The organism is Crenothrix sp. (assembly GCF_043729335.1).
Taxonomy (GTDB): Bacteria; Pseudomonadota; Gammaproteobacteria; order Methylococcales; family Methylomonadaceae; genus Crenothrix.
Genome location: NZ_JAYTLQ010000007.1, coordinates 1 through 17,500 on the forward strand (window position 1 = coordinate 1; position 17,500 = coordinate 17,500).

General features: G+C 46.0%; 14 protein-coding genes and 2 pseudogenes. 1 reads left to right on the forward strand and 15 read right to left on the reverse strand.

All coding sequences use genetic code 11. The features are described from left to right. Positions 1-224 precede the first annotated feature (224 nt). The 13 genes and pseudogenes from ACHZC4_RS02505 to ndhC form a co-directional block, all read right to left on the reverse strand. A complete protein-coding gene (locus ACHZC4_RS02505; protein WP_394752202.1) occupies positions 225-1,679 on the reverse strand; it encodes an NADH-quinone oxidoreductase subunit N in 1,455 nt (484 codons plus the stop codon). Next, positions 1,676-3,175 carry an NADH-quinone oxidoreductase subunit M gene (gene nuoM / locus ACHZC4_RS02510; RefSeq protein WP_394752203.1) on the reverse strand — a complete coding sequence of 500 codons (1,500 nt, stop codon included), beginning with the start codon at positions 3,173-3,175 and terminating at the stop codon, positions 1,676-1,678. Before nuoM ends, ACHZC4_RS02505 begins: the two co-directional genes overlap by 4 nt. Next, the gene (nuoL, locus tag ACHZC4_RS02515) at positions 3,172-5,007 is read right to left on the reverse strand and encodes an NADH-quinone oxidoreductase subunit L (RefSeq protein WP_394752204.1); all 1,836 of its coding nucleotides are present in this window, start codon (positions 5,005-5,007) and stop codon (positions 3,172-3,174) included. The genes nuoM and nuoL overlap by 4 nt, the downstream gene beginning before the upstream one ends. A gap of 9 nt (positions 5,008-5,016) precedes the next feature. After that, complete coding sequence (gene nuoK, locus ACHZC4_RS02520) at positions 5,017-5,325, reverse strand: NADH-quinone oxidoreductase subunit NuoK (protein ID WP_394752205.1); 309 nt, start codon at positions 5,323-5,325, stop codon at positions 5,017-5,019. Then, positions 5,322-5,840 (reverse strand): NADH-quinone oxidoreductase subunit J, encoded by a 519-nt coding sequence (nuoJ, locus tag ACHZC4_RS02525; protein ID WP_394752207.1) that lies wholly within the window; start codon positions 5,838-5,840, stop codon positions 5,322-5,324. The genes nuoK and nuoJ overlap by 4 nt, the downstream gene beginning before the upstream one ends. 13 nt (positions 5,841-5,853) lie before the next feature. Continuing rightward, positions 5,854-6,373 (reverse strand): annotated as a pseudogene (gene nuoI / locus ACHZC4_RS02530) (NADH-quinone oxidoreductase subunit NuoI). Between the two features lie 19 nt (positions 6,374-6,392). Continuing rightward, on the reverse strand, positions 6,393-7,349 hold the full coding sequence (gene nuoH / locus ACHZC4_RS02535) for an NADH-quinone oxidoreductase subunit NuoH (protein ID WP_394752208.1): 957 nt from the start codon (positions 7,347-7,349) through the stop codon (positions 6,393-6,395). Next, on the reverse strand, positions 7,346-10,033 hold the full coding sequence (gene nuoG / locus ACHZC4_RS02540; RefSeq protein WP_394752209.1) for an NADH-quinone oxidoreductase subunit NuoG: 2,688 nt from the start codon (positions 10,031-10,033) through the stop codon (positions 7,346-7,348). The genes nuoH and nuoG overlap by 4 nt, the downstream gene beginning before the upstream one ends. Continuing rightward, positions 10,033-11,334: an NADH-quinone oxidoreductase subunit NuoF gene (gene nuoF / locus ACHZC4_RS02545; protein WP_394752210.1), complete on the reverse strand. Its 1,302-nt coding sequence runs from the start codon at positions 11,332-11,334 to the stop codon at positions 10,033-10,035. The genes nuoG and nuoF overlap by 1 nt, the downstream gene beginning before the upstream one ends. A 5-nt stretch (positions 11,335-11,339) precedes the next feature. Beyond that, positions 11,340-11,831 (reverse strand): NADH-quinone oxidoreductase subunit NuoE, encoded by a 492-nt coding sequence (nuoE, locus tag ACHZC4_RS02550; protein ID WP_394752211.1) that lies wholly within the window; start codon positions 11,829-11,831, stop codon positions 11,340-11,342. A 1-nt stretch (position 11,832) separates the two neighbouring features. Continuing rightward, positions 11,833-13,669: pseudogene (gene nuoC / locus ACHZC4_RS02555) on the reverse strand (NADH-quinone oxidoreductase subunit C/D). 51 nt (positions 13,670-13,720) lie between these two features. Beyond that, entirely contained in the window at positions 13,721-14,362 is a 642-nt protein-coding gene (locus tag ACHZC4_RS02560) for a NuoB/complex I 20 kDa subunit family protein (RefSeq protein WP_394752212.1), read from the reverse strand. Positions 14,363-14,369: 7 nt separating this feature from the next. Next, positions 14,370-14,783, reverse strand: a complete 414-nt coding sequence (gene ndhC / locus ACHZC4_RS02565; RefSeq protein ID WP_394752213.1) for an NADH-quinone oxidoreductase subunit A — start codon at positions 14,781-14,783, stop codon at positions 14,370-14,372. 614 nt (positions 14,784-15,397) lie between these two features. On the opposite strand from ndhC, the gene ACHZC4_RS02570 reads away from it, so the two are divergent. After that, positions 15,398-15,760: a DUF4870 family protein gene (locus tag ACHZC4_RS02570; RefSeq protein WP_394752215.1), complete on the forward strand. Its 363-nt coding sequence runs from the start codon at positions 15,398-15,400 to the stop codon at positions 15,758-15,760. Between the two features lie 88 nt (positions 15,761-15,848). On the opposite strand, the gene ACHZC4_RS02575 is transcribed toward ACHZC4_RS02570, so the two are convergent. Both ACHZC4_RS02575 and ACHZC4_RS02580 read right to left on the reverse strand, forming a co-directional pair. Next, complete coding sequence (locus ACHZC4_RS02575; RefSeq protein ID WP_394752216.1) at positions 15,849-16,283, reverse strand: heme-binding protein; 435 nt, start codon at positions 16,281-16,283, stop codon at positions 15,849-15,851. A gap of 165 nt (positions 16,284-16,448) precedes the next feature. Next, positions 16,449-17,495, reverse strand: a complete 1,047-nt coding sequence (locus ACHZC4_RS02580) for an AI-2E family transporter (RefSeq protein WP_394752217.1) — start codon at positions 17,493-17,495, stop codon at positions 16,449-16,451. Between the last annotated feature and the right edge of the window lie 5 nt (positions 17,496-17,500).

The following is a 17,500-nucleotide window of genomic DNA, read 5'->3' on the forward strand; positions in this document are numbered from 1 at the left end:
TTGCAGCAGGTCGTGGTCGCTTAGTCTCATGGGTGATACTGTACAATTTTTTTAGGCGACTTGGTGATTTTTTAATTTAGAGGGGTCTGAATTTTTACCATTAAATTAACAGTTTAGGTTACCACTTGCTTATTCAATACTCGGATGAGCAAGTGTTTTTTACCTACAAAAAATTTCACCGACTGTACAACAATATCACCACGCGTCTTTGAGCGGCGGCTGACTTATTTAATCTTTGTTTCCGATATTGACTGAATCAAATTGACTAAATAGTCTGGATAAATCCCGAACCAAATTAATAATATACTTAACAGGCCAAGTGTCACCATAGAAATCCATTGACTGGAAGGCTTTTCAGCTTTAAGCACAGCATCCTCAAAATTCATAGACATCACTACGATGATCTTCAAATAGTAATAAAGCCCAATACCACTGCCTGCAATAACCGTAAACAGCAACCCCCATAACCGGCTGTCTGCGCCACTGGTAAAAATATAGAATTTACCGATAAATCCGGCGGTCAGCGGAATACCGGCCAGCGACAATAACATCAGTGTAAAAACACCAGCCAGCCATGGCCGCTGCCAAAATAGCCCACGGTATAACGCCATGTCCCCTGCTTCATAGTCGGGGGTGGAAAGCACTGAAACAACGCCGAAAGCACCGAGTGTGGTTATAAAATAAGCGACCAAATAATACGTAAAGGCCTCCACTGCCAAGGCTGGTAACCTATTTGCACCCGCAATAAAGGCGACCATTAAATAACCCATATGGGCAATAGACGAATACGCCAATAAGCGTTTGACATTGGTTTGCAGCAAGGCCAGCAGATTGCCGCCCAGTATAGAAAACACAGCAATCACACTAAAAACGGTAAATAACGGGGTATATAGGTGGCTGTCAGTACTGATAAAAAAGCGTAGTAAAAGTACAAAAACAGCGCCTTTTGAAACCGTAGCAATAAAGCCTGCGATAGGTGCAGGCGCGCCTTCATAGATATCCGGCGTCCATAAATGAAACGGCACCAAAGAAAGCTTGAAACTTAAGCCCGCTACGAGCAGGATAATGCCACTTAAAATCATGGTGTTCATGGTCGAATGACTGGCAATAAACTGGCCAAGACTACTGAAATAAAGCGTACCAGTTTGAGCATAAATCAACGCCATCCCCATTAACAGCAAAGCCGATGATACCCCGGATAAAATCAGGTATTTAATAGCAGCTTCCAAAGGCCGTGCTTGAGTGAGCGGATAACCGATCAGCACAAAAAGCGAGATGCTGAGTATTTCCAGACCGATAAAAAAGCTGGAAAAATGGCTGCTGGCCACCAATACACAAGCGCCTAAAGTTGCTGTTAATAACAGCAAAAAAAGTTCTTCGTTTTCGCCGTCACGCTGTTTGAAATAATCATAACAAAATCCCATAACACTCAAGGCTGTGAGTAGCAAAACTAACGTATAGAACACGGCGTATTCATCCAGGCGCAGCAACAAAGTCGCCTGCACAGCGGCTTGTTTCCAGGTGATGGCCACTGCCGCCAAGGTGGCTATCAGGCCACAAGCCGCAACACTACTGATGACTACAAAATTCCGTTTGCAGGCAATAATCAGCATGACCGCTACAGCGGAAGCTGCCAGGGTCATAATGGGCGCAAGCGCTGCAATCTCGTTACTGTTCATCGGGGTTTCATCGCCACAGAATTTTGCATTTCCTGCTGTAATGCAGGCGCCGAAATATCCAATATTGTTTTAGGATATAAACCTAGCCATAAGCAGGCAAGTACCAGCAAGCCCAGTGATATCAATTCGTGACGTTTAAAATCTCCCATAGTAGATTGATTTTTCAGGGGGCCATAAAAAGTTTTTTGCATCATGGCTAAAGCATAAACCGGCGCTAAAATAAGTACGATAGCCGCCACGCTACTTAACAAAATATTTACCTTGAAAGCACCCAGCAGCACTAAAAATTCACCGACAAAATTCCCAAGCCCAGGTAGTCCCAATGAGGCCATTGCAAAGAATAATGCCAATGCCGAAAGCCTTGGTAGCAAAGCCCAAAGTCCGCCCATATAGTCAATTTCCCGTGAATGCAAGCGTTCTTGCAGTGCACCGGCTATCATAAATAACGCGGCCGCACTAATACCATGCGCCAGCATAGTCATGACTACGCCTTGCAATGCCAGCAGGTTCCAGGAAAATATACCCAGCAGGATAAAACCCATGTGGCTGATACTGGTATAGGCAATCAGCCGTTTAAGATCGGTTTGGGCATACGCCATCATCGCTGCGTACAACACACTCACTGCGCCCAGCAACATAGCGATGGGGGCAAACTGATGCGCGGCTTCCGGAAACAACACAATGACAAAGCGCAACAACCCGTAAGCCCCAGTTTTGAGCATAACACCCGCCAAAATTACGCTGCCGCCGGTGGGTGCTTGTGTGTGCGCATCCGGTAGCCAAGTATGAAAAGGCACGGCGGGCAGCTTAACGGTAAAGGCCACAAAAAAACCTAGCATCAACCAAAAAGCCATATCAGGATCTAGGGGAATGTTTTGCAATTTGAAGTAATCAAAGCTGTATTCACCGCTGCTAGCATGATTAATTAATACTAAAGCAATCATCGACACCAGCATTAAAAGACTGCTGACCTGGGTGAAAATAACAAATTTTATAGCCGCATAGGTGCGATTTTCATGCCCCCAGATGCTGATTAAAAAATACATTGGAATGATCATTAATTCCCAGAAAAAAAACAACAGGAAAAGATCAACCGCTAAAAATACCCCCACCGTACCGGCCAGACATATTAAAATATTAAAGAAAAAGAAGCCTTGGCGGTGGCTGATTTCTGTCCACGAGCAGCTTACGGCCATAAAACCCAGTAAAATCGTTAAGGCTATCAAGAGCAAACTGAGTCCATCCAGGGCCAAATGGAAACCAATGCCAAAGCGGGGTATCCAGGGCCGATAAAAGGCGGCCAGCCATTTTTGCGGTACGCCCGTTGATACTATCTCAATTTGACCCGCGCCCCTATCTAACGTGACTAAAAGCAGTGCGGCAATAATAAGCGTGATAATGGCTACCCAGCGCGGCGCAAACTGATTTTTGCTTTCTGAAAACCAGGCAGTAAAACCGCCCAGCACCAAAACAGCCATCAGTGCAGGCAGCATCATGACAGCAGGCCTATGGCAATAATAACCACAGTACCCAATACCATGGAGGATGCGTACCAGCGCACCCGTCCGGTTTGTGATGCGCTGGCCACGCGGTGTAAATTCTGGCTGAACTCTGCGATGCAAGCGTATACCCCATCAATCACATCGTTTTTATTAAGCGAGGTAATGGCTTTAAAAGGACGAATGAATAAATAATCATACAGTGCATCTATTGCCCAACCGCTCAGAAAAAACAATCTTATGGGTTTTAACAGGCTGTGATTGGCAAATTGCTGAACAGAAAAACTACCGGTAAGATAAAACAGCACGGCAATTAACAGGCCAATAACAGGTGCCGCAACCGTTATCACTGAAACAGCATTAAACGATTGCTGGATATCGGTATTCAATAATGCAGGGAAGATCGAAGCTAAAGGAATTTGTAACATGCCACCAAACACAGCCAAAATACTTAAGACCCCCAACGGGATGCTCATTTGCCAGCCCAGTTTGGTTTCAATCTTATGAGATTGAGCCCCGAAAAAAACCACAAATACCAACCTGAAACTGTAGATACCGGTAATCAAAGCACCCAAACACCCGGCCATCCAAAGCACAGGCGAGACCTGGAAAGTTGCCAGCAAAATCTCGTGCTTGCTATAAAAGCCAGCGGTAAAAGGCAATGCCGATAAGGCAGCGCTGCCGATCATAAAACTCCAGAAAGCAATCGGCATGGTTTTGCGCAAGCCGCCCATTTTAAAAATATTATGCTCGTGATGAAAACAAAAAATGACCGCACCTGCGGCTAAAAACAATAACGCCTTAAAAAAAGCATGGGTGAGCAAATGGAAAATGGCCGATGACCACGCGCCCACCCCTAAGGCAAGAAACATATAGCCAATTTGGCTAATGGTTGAGTAAGCCAGTATGCGTTTAATATCTGTTTGAGCGAGCGCTGCACAACCTGCCATTAATAAGGTAAGCGTCCCGATTATGGCTACTCCAAATTGAATAGGCGGGGCAAGTATAAATAGGCTATGGGTGCGGGCAATCAGATATACCCCAGCGGTAACCATGGTCGCCGCATGAATCAGGGCGCTCACGGGTGTAGGGCCTGCCATGGCATCGGGTAGCCAGGTTTGTAGAGGTAATTGTGCTGACTTGCCTGCCGCACTACCCAGCAATAGCGCTGCTGCGGTAATCGGCAACCAGCTTCCCACAGGCCATTGTCTGGTCACCCGCAGCATTAATTCCTGAATATCCAGAGTGTGTAAATGGGTAAACAGCAAAAACAAACCAATGGCCATGGCTGTATCACCGATGCGGGTTATAACAAAGGCTTTACGTGCCGCATAGCCATTATTGGCATCTTCATACCAGAAACCAATTAACAGATAACTACCAAGACCCACCCCCTCCCAGCCTAAATATAGCAACAGCAGATTATCAGCCAACACCAGCACCAGCATGGCTGCTACAAACAAATTCATGTAGGCAAAAAAACGTGTTACGCCAGGATCATCGGCCATAAAACCGGCCGAGTAAACATGGATCAGAAACCCCACACCGGTCACTACAAACAGCATGGTCAAAGATAAAGCATCCAGATAAAAACCATAAGGGATGGCTAGGTCATCAATTGCCAGCCAAGACCCTAGCATCGCATGGTAAGGCTGCATTGTTCCGTGCAGGAATTGATAGCCGATGATAGCGACTAATAACCCCGAAACACCTACACTGCCAGCACCTATCCAAGGCGCAAAGGCAGGGCTATTTTTTTGAGGGGTCAATACCAGGATTAAAAACCCCAGAAATGGAATCAGGGGTACCCAAACCAGTAGTTCCAACACCTTAGCCCCCTAGCCTTGCATTTCATTCACTGAATCGGCATCCAGTGTATGAAAACGGTGAAAAACTTGCAGTACTAACCCCAGCCCCACGCCCACTTCTGCGGCGGCCAGTGTAAGTATCAGCAAGAACATGATTTGCCCATCCGCTTGCCCCCAGCGCGATCCGGCGACAATAAAAGCTAGCCCGGTTGCATTAAGCATGACTTCAAGGGACATCAGAATCATAATCAGATTGCGGCGAACCAGCACGCCGACCAAGCCGATGACAAACAGCACGGCAGACAGTAATAAGCCAAATTCCATAGGAATCCCGCTCATAACTCCCCTCCCTTTTTGGTGATCTTGAGCATGGGCTTGCCCAGATGATAAGCCCCGACTAACCCTGCCAGCAACAAGATGGAAGCCAGCTCCACAGCCAACAGATAGGGTCCGTATAAGGCAATACCGACTTGCTTGGCATTGACAATATAGCCAGTTTCAGCGCTACCGCCCAGTACCACTATGACTAGCATTTCAACAAACAAAATCAAGGCCAGCACGGACGGGCCGATCCAAATGCCAGGTTGTAGCCAAATCCGTTCTTGCTCTGTGGTTTTGTGGCCTTGATTGAGCATCATGATGACAAAAACAAACAGCACCATGATGGCGCCGGCGTAAATAATGACTTCCAGCACCGCAGCAAAATGCGCACCCAGCAAGAAAAAAATTACCCCCACTGCCAGCAAAGATAAAATAAGGTACAAAAGCCCATGAACAGCATTGAGCCTGGTCACCATCATGACAGTAGCAAAAATGGCCACCGCCGAGGCGATGCAAAATAAGATTAAAACCATGCTGTTACCCCCCTTAAGGTAATAACGTTTTTACATTCACAGGCGGCAACTCGTTTTCAGCCTCACCTTTGGCTTTGCCGCCCACGGCCATGCCTGCCACGCGGTAAAAATTGTAATCGTGATATTTTCCAGTGCCATCAATCAAAAGATGCTGTTTTTCATACACCATATTCTGTCGGTTGTATTCGGACATTTCAAAATCGGGTGTTAACTGGATGGCATTGGTCGGACGGACAGGCTTCCTCGCAAAATCCGCACATAATGCAGCGAGAAAAATTGATGCGAAAAAATTCCGGATACCAGCGCCCGTTTTCATCTTCGGTTTTTTGCAGGGCAATACAGGCCACGGGGCATACGACCGCGCAAAGGTTACAGGCCACGCAGCGTTCCTCGCCGTCAGGGTCACGCGTCAGCACGATACGGCCTCGGTAACGGGGAAACAGTGCGGGTTGTTGCTCTGGATATTGCACGGTATCGGCTTTAACGAAAGTATGTTTTAACACTTCCCATAATGATCGCAATTGACTCAGCATCGTATCCCCCTGTTATCCATTAACCATTTAAAGACAGTACCACTGCCCCGGTAACCACCAGGTTAACCAGCCCCGCCGGTAATAATACTTTCCAGCCAAACGTCATCAACTGGTCGTAACGCGGCCTTGGCAAAGCGCCTCTTAACAGAATAAAAACCAAAGTACCGAAGAAGGTTTTTAGACAAAACCATACCAGCGGTGGCAACCAGGGGCCTAACCAGCCACCAAAAAAAAGCGTCACAATAATGGCTGAACTCAGCGTAATGCCCACGTATTCACCCACAAAGAACATACCAAATTTCATGCCGGAATATTCGAGATGATAACCCGCCACCAGCTCCTGTTCGGCCTCCGGTAAATCAAGAGGCCCCCTGCGGCTTTCAGCAACCACAGCGACAAAGAAAATAATGAAACCCAAAAATTGCGGAAAAATAAACCAGCCGTCACGTTGCGCTTCGACAATCTCCCTTAAATTAAAAGTACCTGATAGCATCACCACACCCATAATGGAAATGCCCATGAAGACTTCGTAACTCACCATTTGCGCAGCGGCTCGTAGCCCTCCCAGTAATGAATATTTATTATTGGAAGCGTAACCTGCCAGCACCACGCTGTAGACAGATAAGGATGATAGCGCCAGAAAGTAAAGCAACCCGAAATTAAAATCGATAATGCCCACGCCGGGTGCAAAAGGGATGACGGAAAAACCACTGAGCATGGTAATAAAAATAATAGTAGGCGCCAGCACAAACACCACTTTGTCAGAAAACGGCGGTATGCAGTCTTCCTTAAACAACATTTTAACCAAATCGGCAGCCACCTGAAGCAAACCCCATGGCCCGACCCGATTAGGCCCCAATCTATCCTGCCAAACCGCCAACAGCCGTCGTTCCACCCAGACTAAAAACGCAGCCACTGCAATCACTGAAACCAAAATACCGATAATGTCAGTGGCATCGCCTAAACCGTTGTTCATGGCTGCACCTGTTGGGTTAGTTTTTTTAAAGTGACTTGCATAGCATTTTGTAAACATTCAAATTCCGGCCGTCCTGTGGTTATGACAAGTAGGCCTTGAGGCACCGTTTTTTCAATCAATACTGAAACCTTCAGCACTGAAATTCCTGCAAAGTTAATAACTTTCACTAGGTCGCCAGAGGTTACTTGCACTATTTCGGCATCGAGCGGATTTAACAATACGCAAGCTGTGGGCAAGCGTTCGCGCACTGGCAGGGATTGCAGACTTAACTCCTCACTACCAAAAATATGCGGCAAAGCTATTACTCGCCATAATCCAGGCTCCGGCTTGAATACTGAGGGAATAACGTTAAACCATGGCAAGCTACCAGAAGCGTCAAACAACCTTACGCCGCTATCTCCGCCGCGTAGATGCCCACCTATTTCTTCCTGAAATTTATTAATCGCCTGATTGGAGCTCCAGCCGGGTGCCCAAATAACTGGCAATAATGCCGGTTTAACTTTTGCGGTAGCGCCTTCCATGGAAAAAGCAAACGGTGTTTCCACATCATTAGCTGGCGCGTGCTCACTGACATCAAGATCAGCGTGCATGGCCGTACGGCCACTATAGCGATGCGGCTGTCTTGGAATCTTACTGTTATTAACGGTGTAATCTGATCCTGGCGCTGCCTGAATTATGGCGGCAAGCGCAGTAAATGTTTTTGCACACGCAGCGGTCAAAGCATCATGATGCTGCCAGGGGGAATTATCCATCACACTGATCAGCCATTGCCAACTGCTGCGTATTTTCTCTGCTGCGGGGTAGACCGGAAAGTAGTGTTGTGCTCGGCCTTCATTATTAACCAAGGTGCCTTCAGCTTCTGCAAAAGTTGCAGACGACAGTAACAATTCGGCCTTATCAGTAGTTTTATTTTGCAGACTGTCGATGACGACGATCTGCGCAGCGGTGTCTAAAAATAAATCTATTGTTTGACTGGATGCCCTGCGGTAGAGATCATTCTCCAGAATAACCACGCTGTCTGCCGAGCCGTTACTGATGCGTTCAAAAGCCTGTTGCAAGGGCTTTGCGGCCATGATTGCAAGACTCAGACTGTTACATTCGGGCAGTGTAAACATCAGTTGTTTGTCTTTTGAAGGCAGCGCTTTGGCCACATTGTAAGTAGCCTGAACGACGGCCAAACTTGAGCAACTGCACCCTGATACGATGAGCGGACGCTGGGCTTTTTTTAACGTATCGGAGATGGCTGTTGCCAGCAATTGCTCGGCAGGGCTTAAATCAATCGGCAAAGGCGCTGAACCATCAAGGCAATTAGCAATGGCAAAGCCCAGTCTGGCAATATTTTCCGGACTGCCATGATAGGTGTCGGTAGCGACATCATCCAGGCGGGTAGCGTAAACACTGGCAATAAATAGCGGACTACGTACCTTTTGCGGTAATTGCCGAATGGCGCCATCTTGCCAGCGCGGAATGTGCATGCTGTCAGCTAGCTCAAAGGCCGCATTGCGCACGGACTGGCGCAGCGAAAGAGCTAGCCGTGGTGCGCTATGGGTGACATCTTCGCCCAGAATTAGTACCGCATCGGCTTGTTCCACTTCCTTAAGAGACGGCGTATGGACACCGCCATCACGCATTATGGTAACTATAGTATTAAACAGACTATGTTCGCTATCGTTCAAACCTGCGAAAAAATTATCTTCCCCCACCAGCGTACGCAAAGCAAAATTGGCCTCCAAAGAGGCGCGTGGCGATCCAATACCAATAACAGCTTTAGCCGTTTCTAACAGCTCTCGAAAATCAGCGATAGCAGCATCAACAGTGACAGGAGCTTGTTGATAAAGCGGTGTTCGAATACGTTTTGGGCTATTGACGAAACCATAACCAAAACGGCCCCGGTCACATAAAAAATAGCCGTTAACATCGCCATGATAGCGGTTGACAACACGCCTGAGTGTGCCATAACGCTCGCCGGGCGCGATGTTGCAGCCCAAGCTACAATGCACACAAATCGATGGCGCGGTTTGTAAATCCCATTTACGCGCATAATGGGCACTGAAGGTTTTATCGGTAAACACGCCGGTAGGACAGACTTCCACCAGATTACCGCTGAATTCGTTTTCTAAGGTGCCATCTTCAAAACGGCCAAAATAAACATTGTTATGAACCCCCAACACTTGAAGATCTTTACCGCCAGCGTATTCGTCGTAAAAGCGTACACAGCGGTAGCAGGCAATGCAGCGATTCATTTCGTGATTAATAAAAGGTCCGAGATTCTGGTTGTTATGGGTACGTTTTTTGCCCCGGTAACGCCGAAAAGTGTGGCCGGTCATCACGGTCATATCTTGCAAATGGCATTCCCCGCCCTCTTCGCATACCGGACAATCATGCGGGTGATTAGTCATCAACAGTTCGATATTATCACTTCTAAACTGATGCGCCTGTTCAGCAGCCAGGGAAATACGCATGTTATCGATAACAGGCGTCATACACGCCATCACCAAACGGCCTTTGGTATCAACAGCATCTTTGTATTGCATAACCGCGCATTGCCGGCACGCGCCAGCCGACCCCATTGCCGTATGCCAGCAAAAATAAGGCAAATCCAGACCTAGCGATAAACACGCCGCTAACACATTGTCCCCTGCCTGAACCGGATACAGCTTTCCGTCGATATCAATTTGAGCCATTATGTCTGCTCCACCACGGCCTTACTGCCGACAATATACCGTTCGAAATCTTCACGAAAATATTTAAGCGCACTTTGCAAGGGTTCCATGGCGCCCGGTGCTAAGGCGCAAAAAGTGTTGCCAGGCCCCAGCATACGGGTTAATCCTGTCAAGGTATCAAGATCCTCCATTCGACCCTGCCCGTTAATAATGTCTTTTAACAAGGTGACGGTCCACGGTAGGCCATCGCGGCACGGCGTACACCAGCCACACGATTCCTGGGCAAAAAATTCTTCCAGATTAAGCACCATTTGCACGGGACAGGTCTTGTCATCCAGCACAATAATGGTGCCGGTACCCATGCGGCTACCCACTTTGGCAACGGCATCAAAATCCATCAGCACATCCAGATGCTCAGGCAGTAAAAAGTCGGTAGATGCGCCGCCCGGCAAAAAACCCCGCAGCTGATAACCGTCCTGCATCCTTCCGGCGTGGTCTTCAATAATTTCCCGAATAGGGGTGCCCATCGGCAGTTCCCACAAGCCAGGATGCTTGACGCGGCCACTGGCACCAAACAGCTTGGTGCCCTTATCTGCACCGCGTCCAAGACTTTGATACCACTCAACACCGTAGTGCAAAATATGCGGCACGTTGCATAAGGTTTCTACATTGTTAACCACGGTAGGCCTGCCCCAAAGCCCACTCACCACAGCAAACGGCGGTTTGGCACGCGGCGTGGCACGTTTGCCTTCCAAGGCATTTAGCAGTGCAGTCTCTTCCCCACAAATATAACGCCCTGCGCTAGTATGTAAATGAATATCCAGTTTAAAATCGCTGTTTAAAATAGGCTCACCTAGATAGCCTTTGGCGCGTGCTTCCAGCAAAGCCTGGGTTAATCTTGCGGCAGCTACGTGATATTCTCCCCGCAAAAAAATGTAAGCGGTGCGAGCCTGAATAGCGTATGCAGCAATAATAATGCCTTCAATAAGCTGGTGCGGATCATGTTCCAGCAAAAACCTGTCTTTAAACGAACCCGGTTCCATTTCATCGGCATTGATAACGATATAGCGTGTTTGGGTTTTATCATAAGGGGGGGCATTTTCCAGTGGCACCAGACTCCATTTAATGCCGGTATTAAACCCTGCCCCACCCCGACCTCGAAGCCCGGCATCTTTAACCCATTGCTGCACTTCTTTGGGTTGTAATTGCGTGATAGCCTTGTGCAGGCCTTGATATCCGCCGGTGCTTTCGTAATCGGCAAGCGTTGCAAAAGCACGATCCGGCATCATGTTTTTAGTCAGCGGCTTATCCATTTTTTCCATAGCGCTTACCTTCCAAGAATCTCGTTGACCACGTTATCGGTAACGTCAAGTTTAAGCTGATCGCCGACCATCAACACTGGCGCGTGATCACAAGCCCCCAAACAAGCAATCGGTAAAATCGTATACTCACCATCGGCAGACATTTCGCCTAACTTAACCTTCAAATGCTGACACAAGCGTTCGCGTATTTTTTCTGCACCCAGCATCCAGCAGCTTACGCTATTACAATAAAGTATGACGGTTTTACCCACAGGCTGGCGATAAATCAGGTTGTAGAAAGTCGCCACTCCCTCCAGTTGTGCCGGTGACATGTCCAATAATCTCGCTACCGCAACCAGGCTGGCATCGGATACCCAACCCCGGTGTTTTTGGACAATTTTTAGAGATTCAATAGAAACAGCCGTCTTATTTTCATAATGCCCCATCTCCGCATTAATCTCTTCAATTTCAAGGTGGGTTAAGCCTTCAAAGGCTGGCGCTTTGTGTTGATTTTTCATTTCAGCGATCCACATCAGACATAACAAAATCGATACTGGCCAGTATCGCCACCAAGTCAGGCACCATCATGCCCCGACACATCATCGGTATCATTTGCAAGTGCGCAAACGAGGGGGTACGAATACGGGTGCGATACGACATAGTGCCGCCATCGCTCGTCAAGTAATAAGCATTTAAGCCTTTAGTGGCCTCAATGGTGACACAAGACTCTCCTGCTGGAATCACCGGCCCCCAACTCACGCTGAGGAAATGCTGGATCAGGGTTTCTATATCATGTAACGTTTTAGCTTTAGGCGGCGGCGTGGTCAAGGGATGATAGGCCTTATAAGAACCCATTTTGGCGATAAGGCGCTCCATGACCTCGCGGCGGCGTGGTCAAGGGATGATAGGCCTTATAAGAGCCTTCGGGCATATTGTCCACGCATTGTTTTATAATGCGCAGACTTTGGCGCATTTCCTCAACACGCACCGTGCAACGGTCATAACAGTCCCCGTAAGCGCCGGTGGGTATTTCAAAGTCATAATTATCGTAACCGGAATAAGGCCGCGCCTTACGGTAATCCCATGCCAAGCCGGTAGCGCGAAGGCCCGCGCCGGTTACGCTCCAATCAATGGCTTCTGCGGTAGTGTATGCGCCGATGCCTTGGGTGCGGCGTTTAAGGGTAGTGTTTTGCAGCACCATTTTGTCATACTGATTAAGCCGTGCCGGCAGATAATCAATGAGTTCTTGTATGCGCTGAGCCCAGCCATGCGGTAAATCCAGGGCAACGCCGCCAATGCGAAAAAAACTGGAATGCATACGGGCGCCGGTAATTGATTCTAAAATATCGAATACTTTTTCACGGTCAATGAACATATAAAATATAGGCGACATCTGCCCCACATCTTGGGCGAAGGTACCGTAAAATAATAAGTGGTTAGCAAGCCGGTACAGTTCACTGATCATCACCCGAATCACCTCCGCTTTTGGCGGGACTTTAATGCCAGCTAACTGCTCCACGGCAAGCACATAAGGCAGGTTATTCATCGAGCCCCCCAAATAATCGACCCGGTCGGTATAAGGGATATAAGTGTGCCAGGACTGGCGCTCACCCATTTTTTCGGCACCACGATGGTGATAACCAATATCCGGCAAGGCATCGATAATTTCTTCGCCATCCAGTTGCAAGGCCACCCGAAAAACACCATGGACACTGGGATGGTTGGGGCCCATATTCAAAAACATAAACTCACTGTCTTCGCTGTTGCGGCGCATACCCCAATCTTCTGGCACAAAACGCAAGGCATTTTGTTCAATCTCTTCACGCTCATCGGGCAGACTAAAAGCTTCCATCTCTGTGGCACGGGCATAATGTTCCTTGCGTAACGGATGTCCTTGCCAAGTCGGTGGCATGATGATGCGCCTAAGGTGTGGATGGCCTTCAAAGACAATGCCAAACATATCCCACACTTCGCGCTCGTACCAGTTAGCGGAAGACCAGATATCATGAATGCTGGGGAGATTTAAGTCGGTATCCTTCAAGGCTATCTTGAGACGGATATCGGCGTTGCGGTCAAAAGATAATAAATGGTATATGACAGTAAAATCACTATCAGGCAAGTTTGGCCTATGGATTCGCTGGCGCTCGTCAATAGCGGTTAAATCAAATAGCAGGGTGTAGGGTGATGCGGTTTGGGTTTTTAAATAAACCAGAATGGTGCGTAAGTTTTGCCGGGAAATCCACAGGGTGCTGATACCATCCTGGGTAGCCTGAAGCGTAAAGCCGTTTATGCGCAGGCGTTCGGTAAGTTCCTGTGTTATTGAGGAAGTGTCGGCAGAAATGTTGATGTTGTCCATGTGACTGTCCAATGAATTCCCCTTAACTTATTCCATTTACCTACGACGTGGTTAGATGATGTCAGGATCTCGCAATTGTTTGGTGCGCATTCTTTGTTCATTCAGCAAATCGCGGTAATTAGGCTGGATGGCCGGTTTAATAACCGTTTGTTCGCCTGCCACCCAGCTTAATGGTCGCCTTTCTTTACCTATGGACGCTTGCAGCAGCATTAAACCTTGTAATAGCGCTTCCGGACGAGGCGGACAGCCTGGCACATATACATCGACCGGCAAAAACTTATCAACACCCTGCACAACGCTGTAAATATCATACATGCCGCCTGAGTTGGCACATGATCCCATCGATATCACCCAGCGCGGCTCGAGAAGCTGGTCATATAATCGCTTGACTACCGGAGCCATTTTGCGAAACACCGTACCGGAAATGACAATCAAATCGGCTTGGCGCGGCGAACCGCGTATAACCTCCGAGCCAAAACGGGCAATGTCATGGCGACTGGTAAAAGCAGTGGCCATCTCCACGTAACAGCATGAAAGCCCAAAATTAAAGGGCCATACGGAATTGGATTGCCCCCAGGCGACCATGTCTTCCAGCTTTGCAAACAGAAAGTTCCTGCGTAGGGCTTCCTCATACGATTGTTGTCCCGGTTGAGGGGCAGGATCATTTTCAGCTTTCGTAAGAGTCCAGTTCATAACTTGCCTACCGTAATTTGTGGGGCGTAACAACGCGTTGGCGACTTGTACGCCAATCCAGTGCGCCTATTGCGGCAAGGTAAATCAGCGTAGCAATTAACACCGTAATAAAAATCAGCGCTTCAATAAACCCAAGCCAGCCCGATTCTTTTAAGGCTACCGACCAGGCAAACAGGAATACGCTTTCCATATCAAAAATAACGAAAAAAATGGCGAGCAAATAAAATCGAACAGAAAAGCGAATATGAACGTCACCGGTAGCGACAATACCTGATTCGAAAGGCTCATCAGCGGCTTTGGCATGATGTTTTTGACCCAAAAAATAAGCACCACCTAACATAAAGGCAGTAGTAAACACTATTGCCACAAAATAAATAATTAGAGGCAGTAAAGGGGTTGCAGCCACGACTTCAGTATTCATTAAGTATTGCCCTCTCATTAACCCAATTATAAAGATAGGTTTAAGTAAATTTATAAAGTTTAATAAAATGTACTCATTCAGTCCCCCTCTTTGAAAAAGAGGGGTTAGGGGAGATTTATTAGATAAAATCTCCCTTTTTCAAAGGGGGAGGTGAATGAGTACTAAAATTTGAGCATACAGAGTTTTCATAGTATGGTTAATAATGTTAATTTTTACGGCGGAGTACAAACCCAGGTTTGCACTCCATCGAATATAACCAACTGTTACTGAAAACGCTGTAATTATTAAACTTAGCAACCGGTACAAAGTGCTTGGAATAATCACTGCATAAATTATGCGCCAATAATAATTAAATGCCAGAAGTTTTTTAATTTTATACTTAAAAAATACAATTAAAATTATAGGAAGCCGTATGGTCTTATTTCTATTATCAACGACAAAATGTATATTTTAACGTATGTACGCTAACACACAGACAGACGTTATTTTTTGATTAAAATCTTAGCGCAATCGTCAACACTTGCTATCTATATAAAGTCTTCAGCTACTTGGTTGTATAACCAATTTATCGACCTATACCTGCCCATTTAATACTTTTCATCGAGGTCAATCTTATGAATAATCTAGCGATTAATGACAAACACACTGACAGTTTGGAAAAACTAAAGAGATTGACGACCGTCATATATTTTTGCCAGGCATTAACCTTTGCATTAGCGGGATTGCCTTTACTCGTGGGAGCCGTGCTTAATTTTCTCAATCGAGAGGCCGTTGAAGGAACGTGGCTTCAGTCTCACTTTGACTGGCAAATTAAAACAGTTTGGTTAACTTTAGGCGGGTTTGCCTTATCTGGATTAACCTTTACTATGGGCATTGGTTTGTTTATTTTAATTCCAACACTGGTAATCCTTATATATAGAATTTTTGTTGGCTGGACTGCGTTAACAGTTGATAAACCCATTAGTGATAGAGATTGATATTTATAGAAATATCGTAAGCATTCACTTCCCCTTGAAAAAGGGGAGGTAAACGCATACAGAGGATAAATACAAAATCATCTAAAACTTACGTGCGCCATGGATGTTCAGGCAGATCGGTAACCCCGACAACTTTGACACCCACTTGTGCTACTTTATAATCATTGTCTACTGTGCCGCCACTCACCCCTATAGCACCTATTAACACGCCTTGTTTATCTACAATAGGTAAGCCGCCCGGAAACGTAATCAAACCTTCATTAGAGTGCTCAATACTGTAAAGCTGGCCTCCTGGTTGTGATAACTTGCCCAAATCTCCTGAAGGCATCCCAAATAAACAGGCAGTTTTAGCTTTTTTAATAGCGACATCTATGCTACCTACCCACGCATCATCCATACGGCGAAAGGCTTTCAGGTTGGCACCTGAATCTACTACCGCGACGCAGCTTGGCACTCCCGTTTCTCTTGCTTTATTAATTGCAGCATCAATTATTTGTTCAGCTTGTTGGTAGGTGACATGCATTTTATTTATCCTTTATTAAATTATGGGTTCGTTTAAATTGCTAAATCTTGGGATCTCATTGAGTCTCCTGTTTAAAAAAGAGGGATTAATACTTACCCTTACCTTATACCACATGAGTATTAATTAAATATTAAAAGCAACAAAATAAAAACTACTCAACCTTATTTATATTTTATTTGCTTGGTTATCTTTACCGACTATTTCCCAGCAAGTAATAAATAAAGCGGCAATAATGGGCCCTAATACAAAGCCTGTTAAGGAAAACCAGGCCAGCCCACCTAAAGTGGATATTAATACTAAATAATCTGACATTTTAATATCTTTACCAATTAATCTGGGCCTTAAAAAATTATCTATCATCCCAATGACTAAAATACCCACTGCCAACAAAATAGTGGCTTTTAAAGTTTGACCTTGTAAAAATAAAATGCACGCAGCAGGGCCCCAAATTAAAGCACTGCCTATGGGTAACAAAGATAAAATTATCATTAATGCGCCCCATAAAAAAGCCGCTGGAATATCTAACAACCAAAATGAAAGTCCACCAATACCCCCCTGGACAATAGCCACTAATAAACCGCCTTTAACAGTGGCTCTGGCTACGCTGGTAAACCGGTCAAATAACTCAATTTCAATCCTATCGCCTATAGGAATTAAAGCTATAAACTTTCTTAGCAATTGATTGCCATCGCGTAGCAAAAAAAACAGGATATAAAAAGCCAAAACAACCTGGACAATAAGATCGAGCAAGTTTTGAGTTATCGCAGGAACCTGTTGTGCAATATACTTTACCGCTTGTGCAAAGGCATTTCCCACTGACGTGCTTATTTGTTCAACACTTATTCCCCGTATATGGGGTAAATCATTAAATTGGGGTAAAAGCGCAAGGGTATCTTGAAAAAAACGCTGGGGATTTATTTCACCGCTTTGAATTTTATTATAATAAACTGTGCTTTCTTCAGTTATCATAAAAATTACGGTAAGAAAAGGGATAACAAAGACCATTATAATCATCGTCATTGTTAAAAATAATGGCATTTTTTCCGAATTTTTAAAATATTTTTTAATTTTTTGGTAAGTAGGGTCAAAAATAACCGCTAAAGTTATTGCCCAGAAACAAGCCAACAAAAAATCTTTAATTAAAAAGAAAAAAGACACCGTCACTAACAAAACGAATGTCATAAAAAGAATATACGGCGTATTTTTTTGCATGCTTA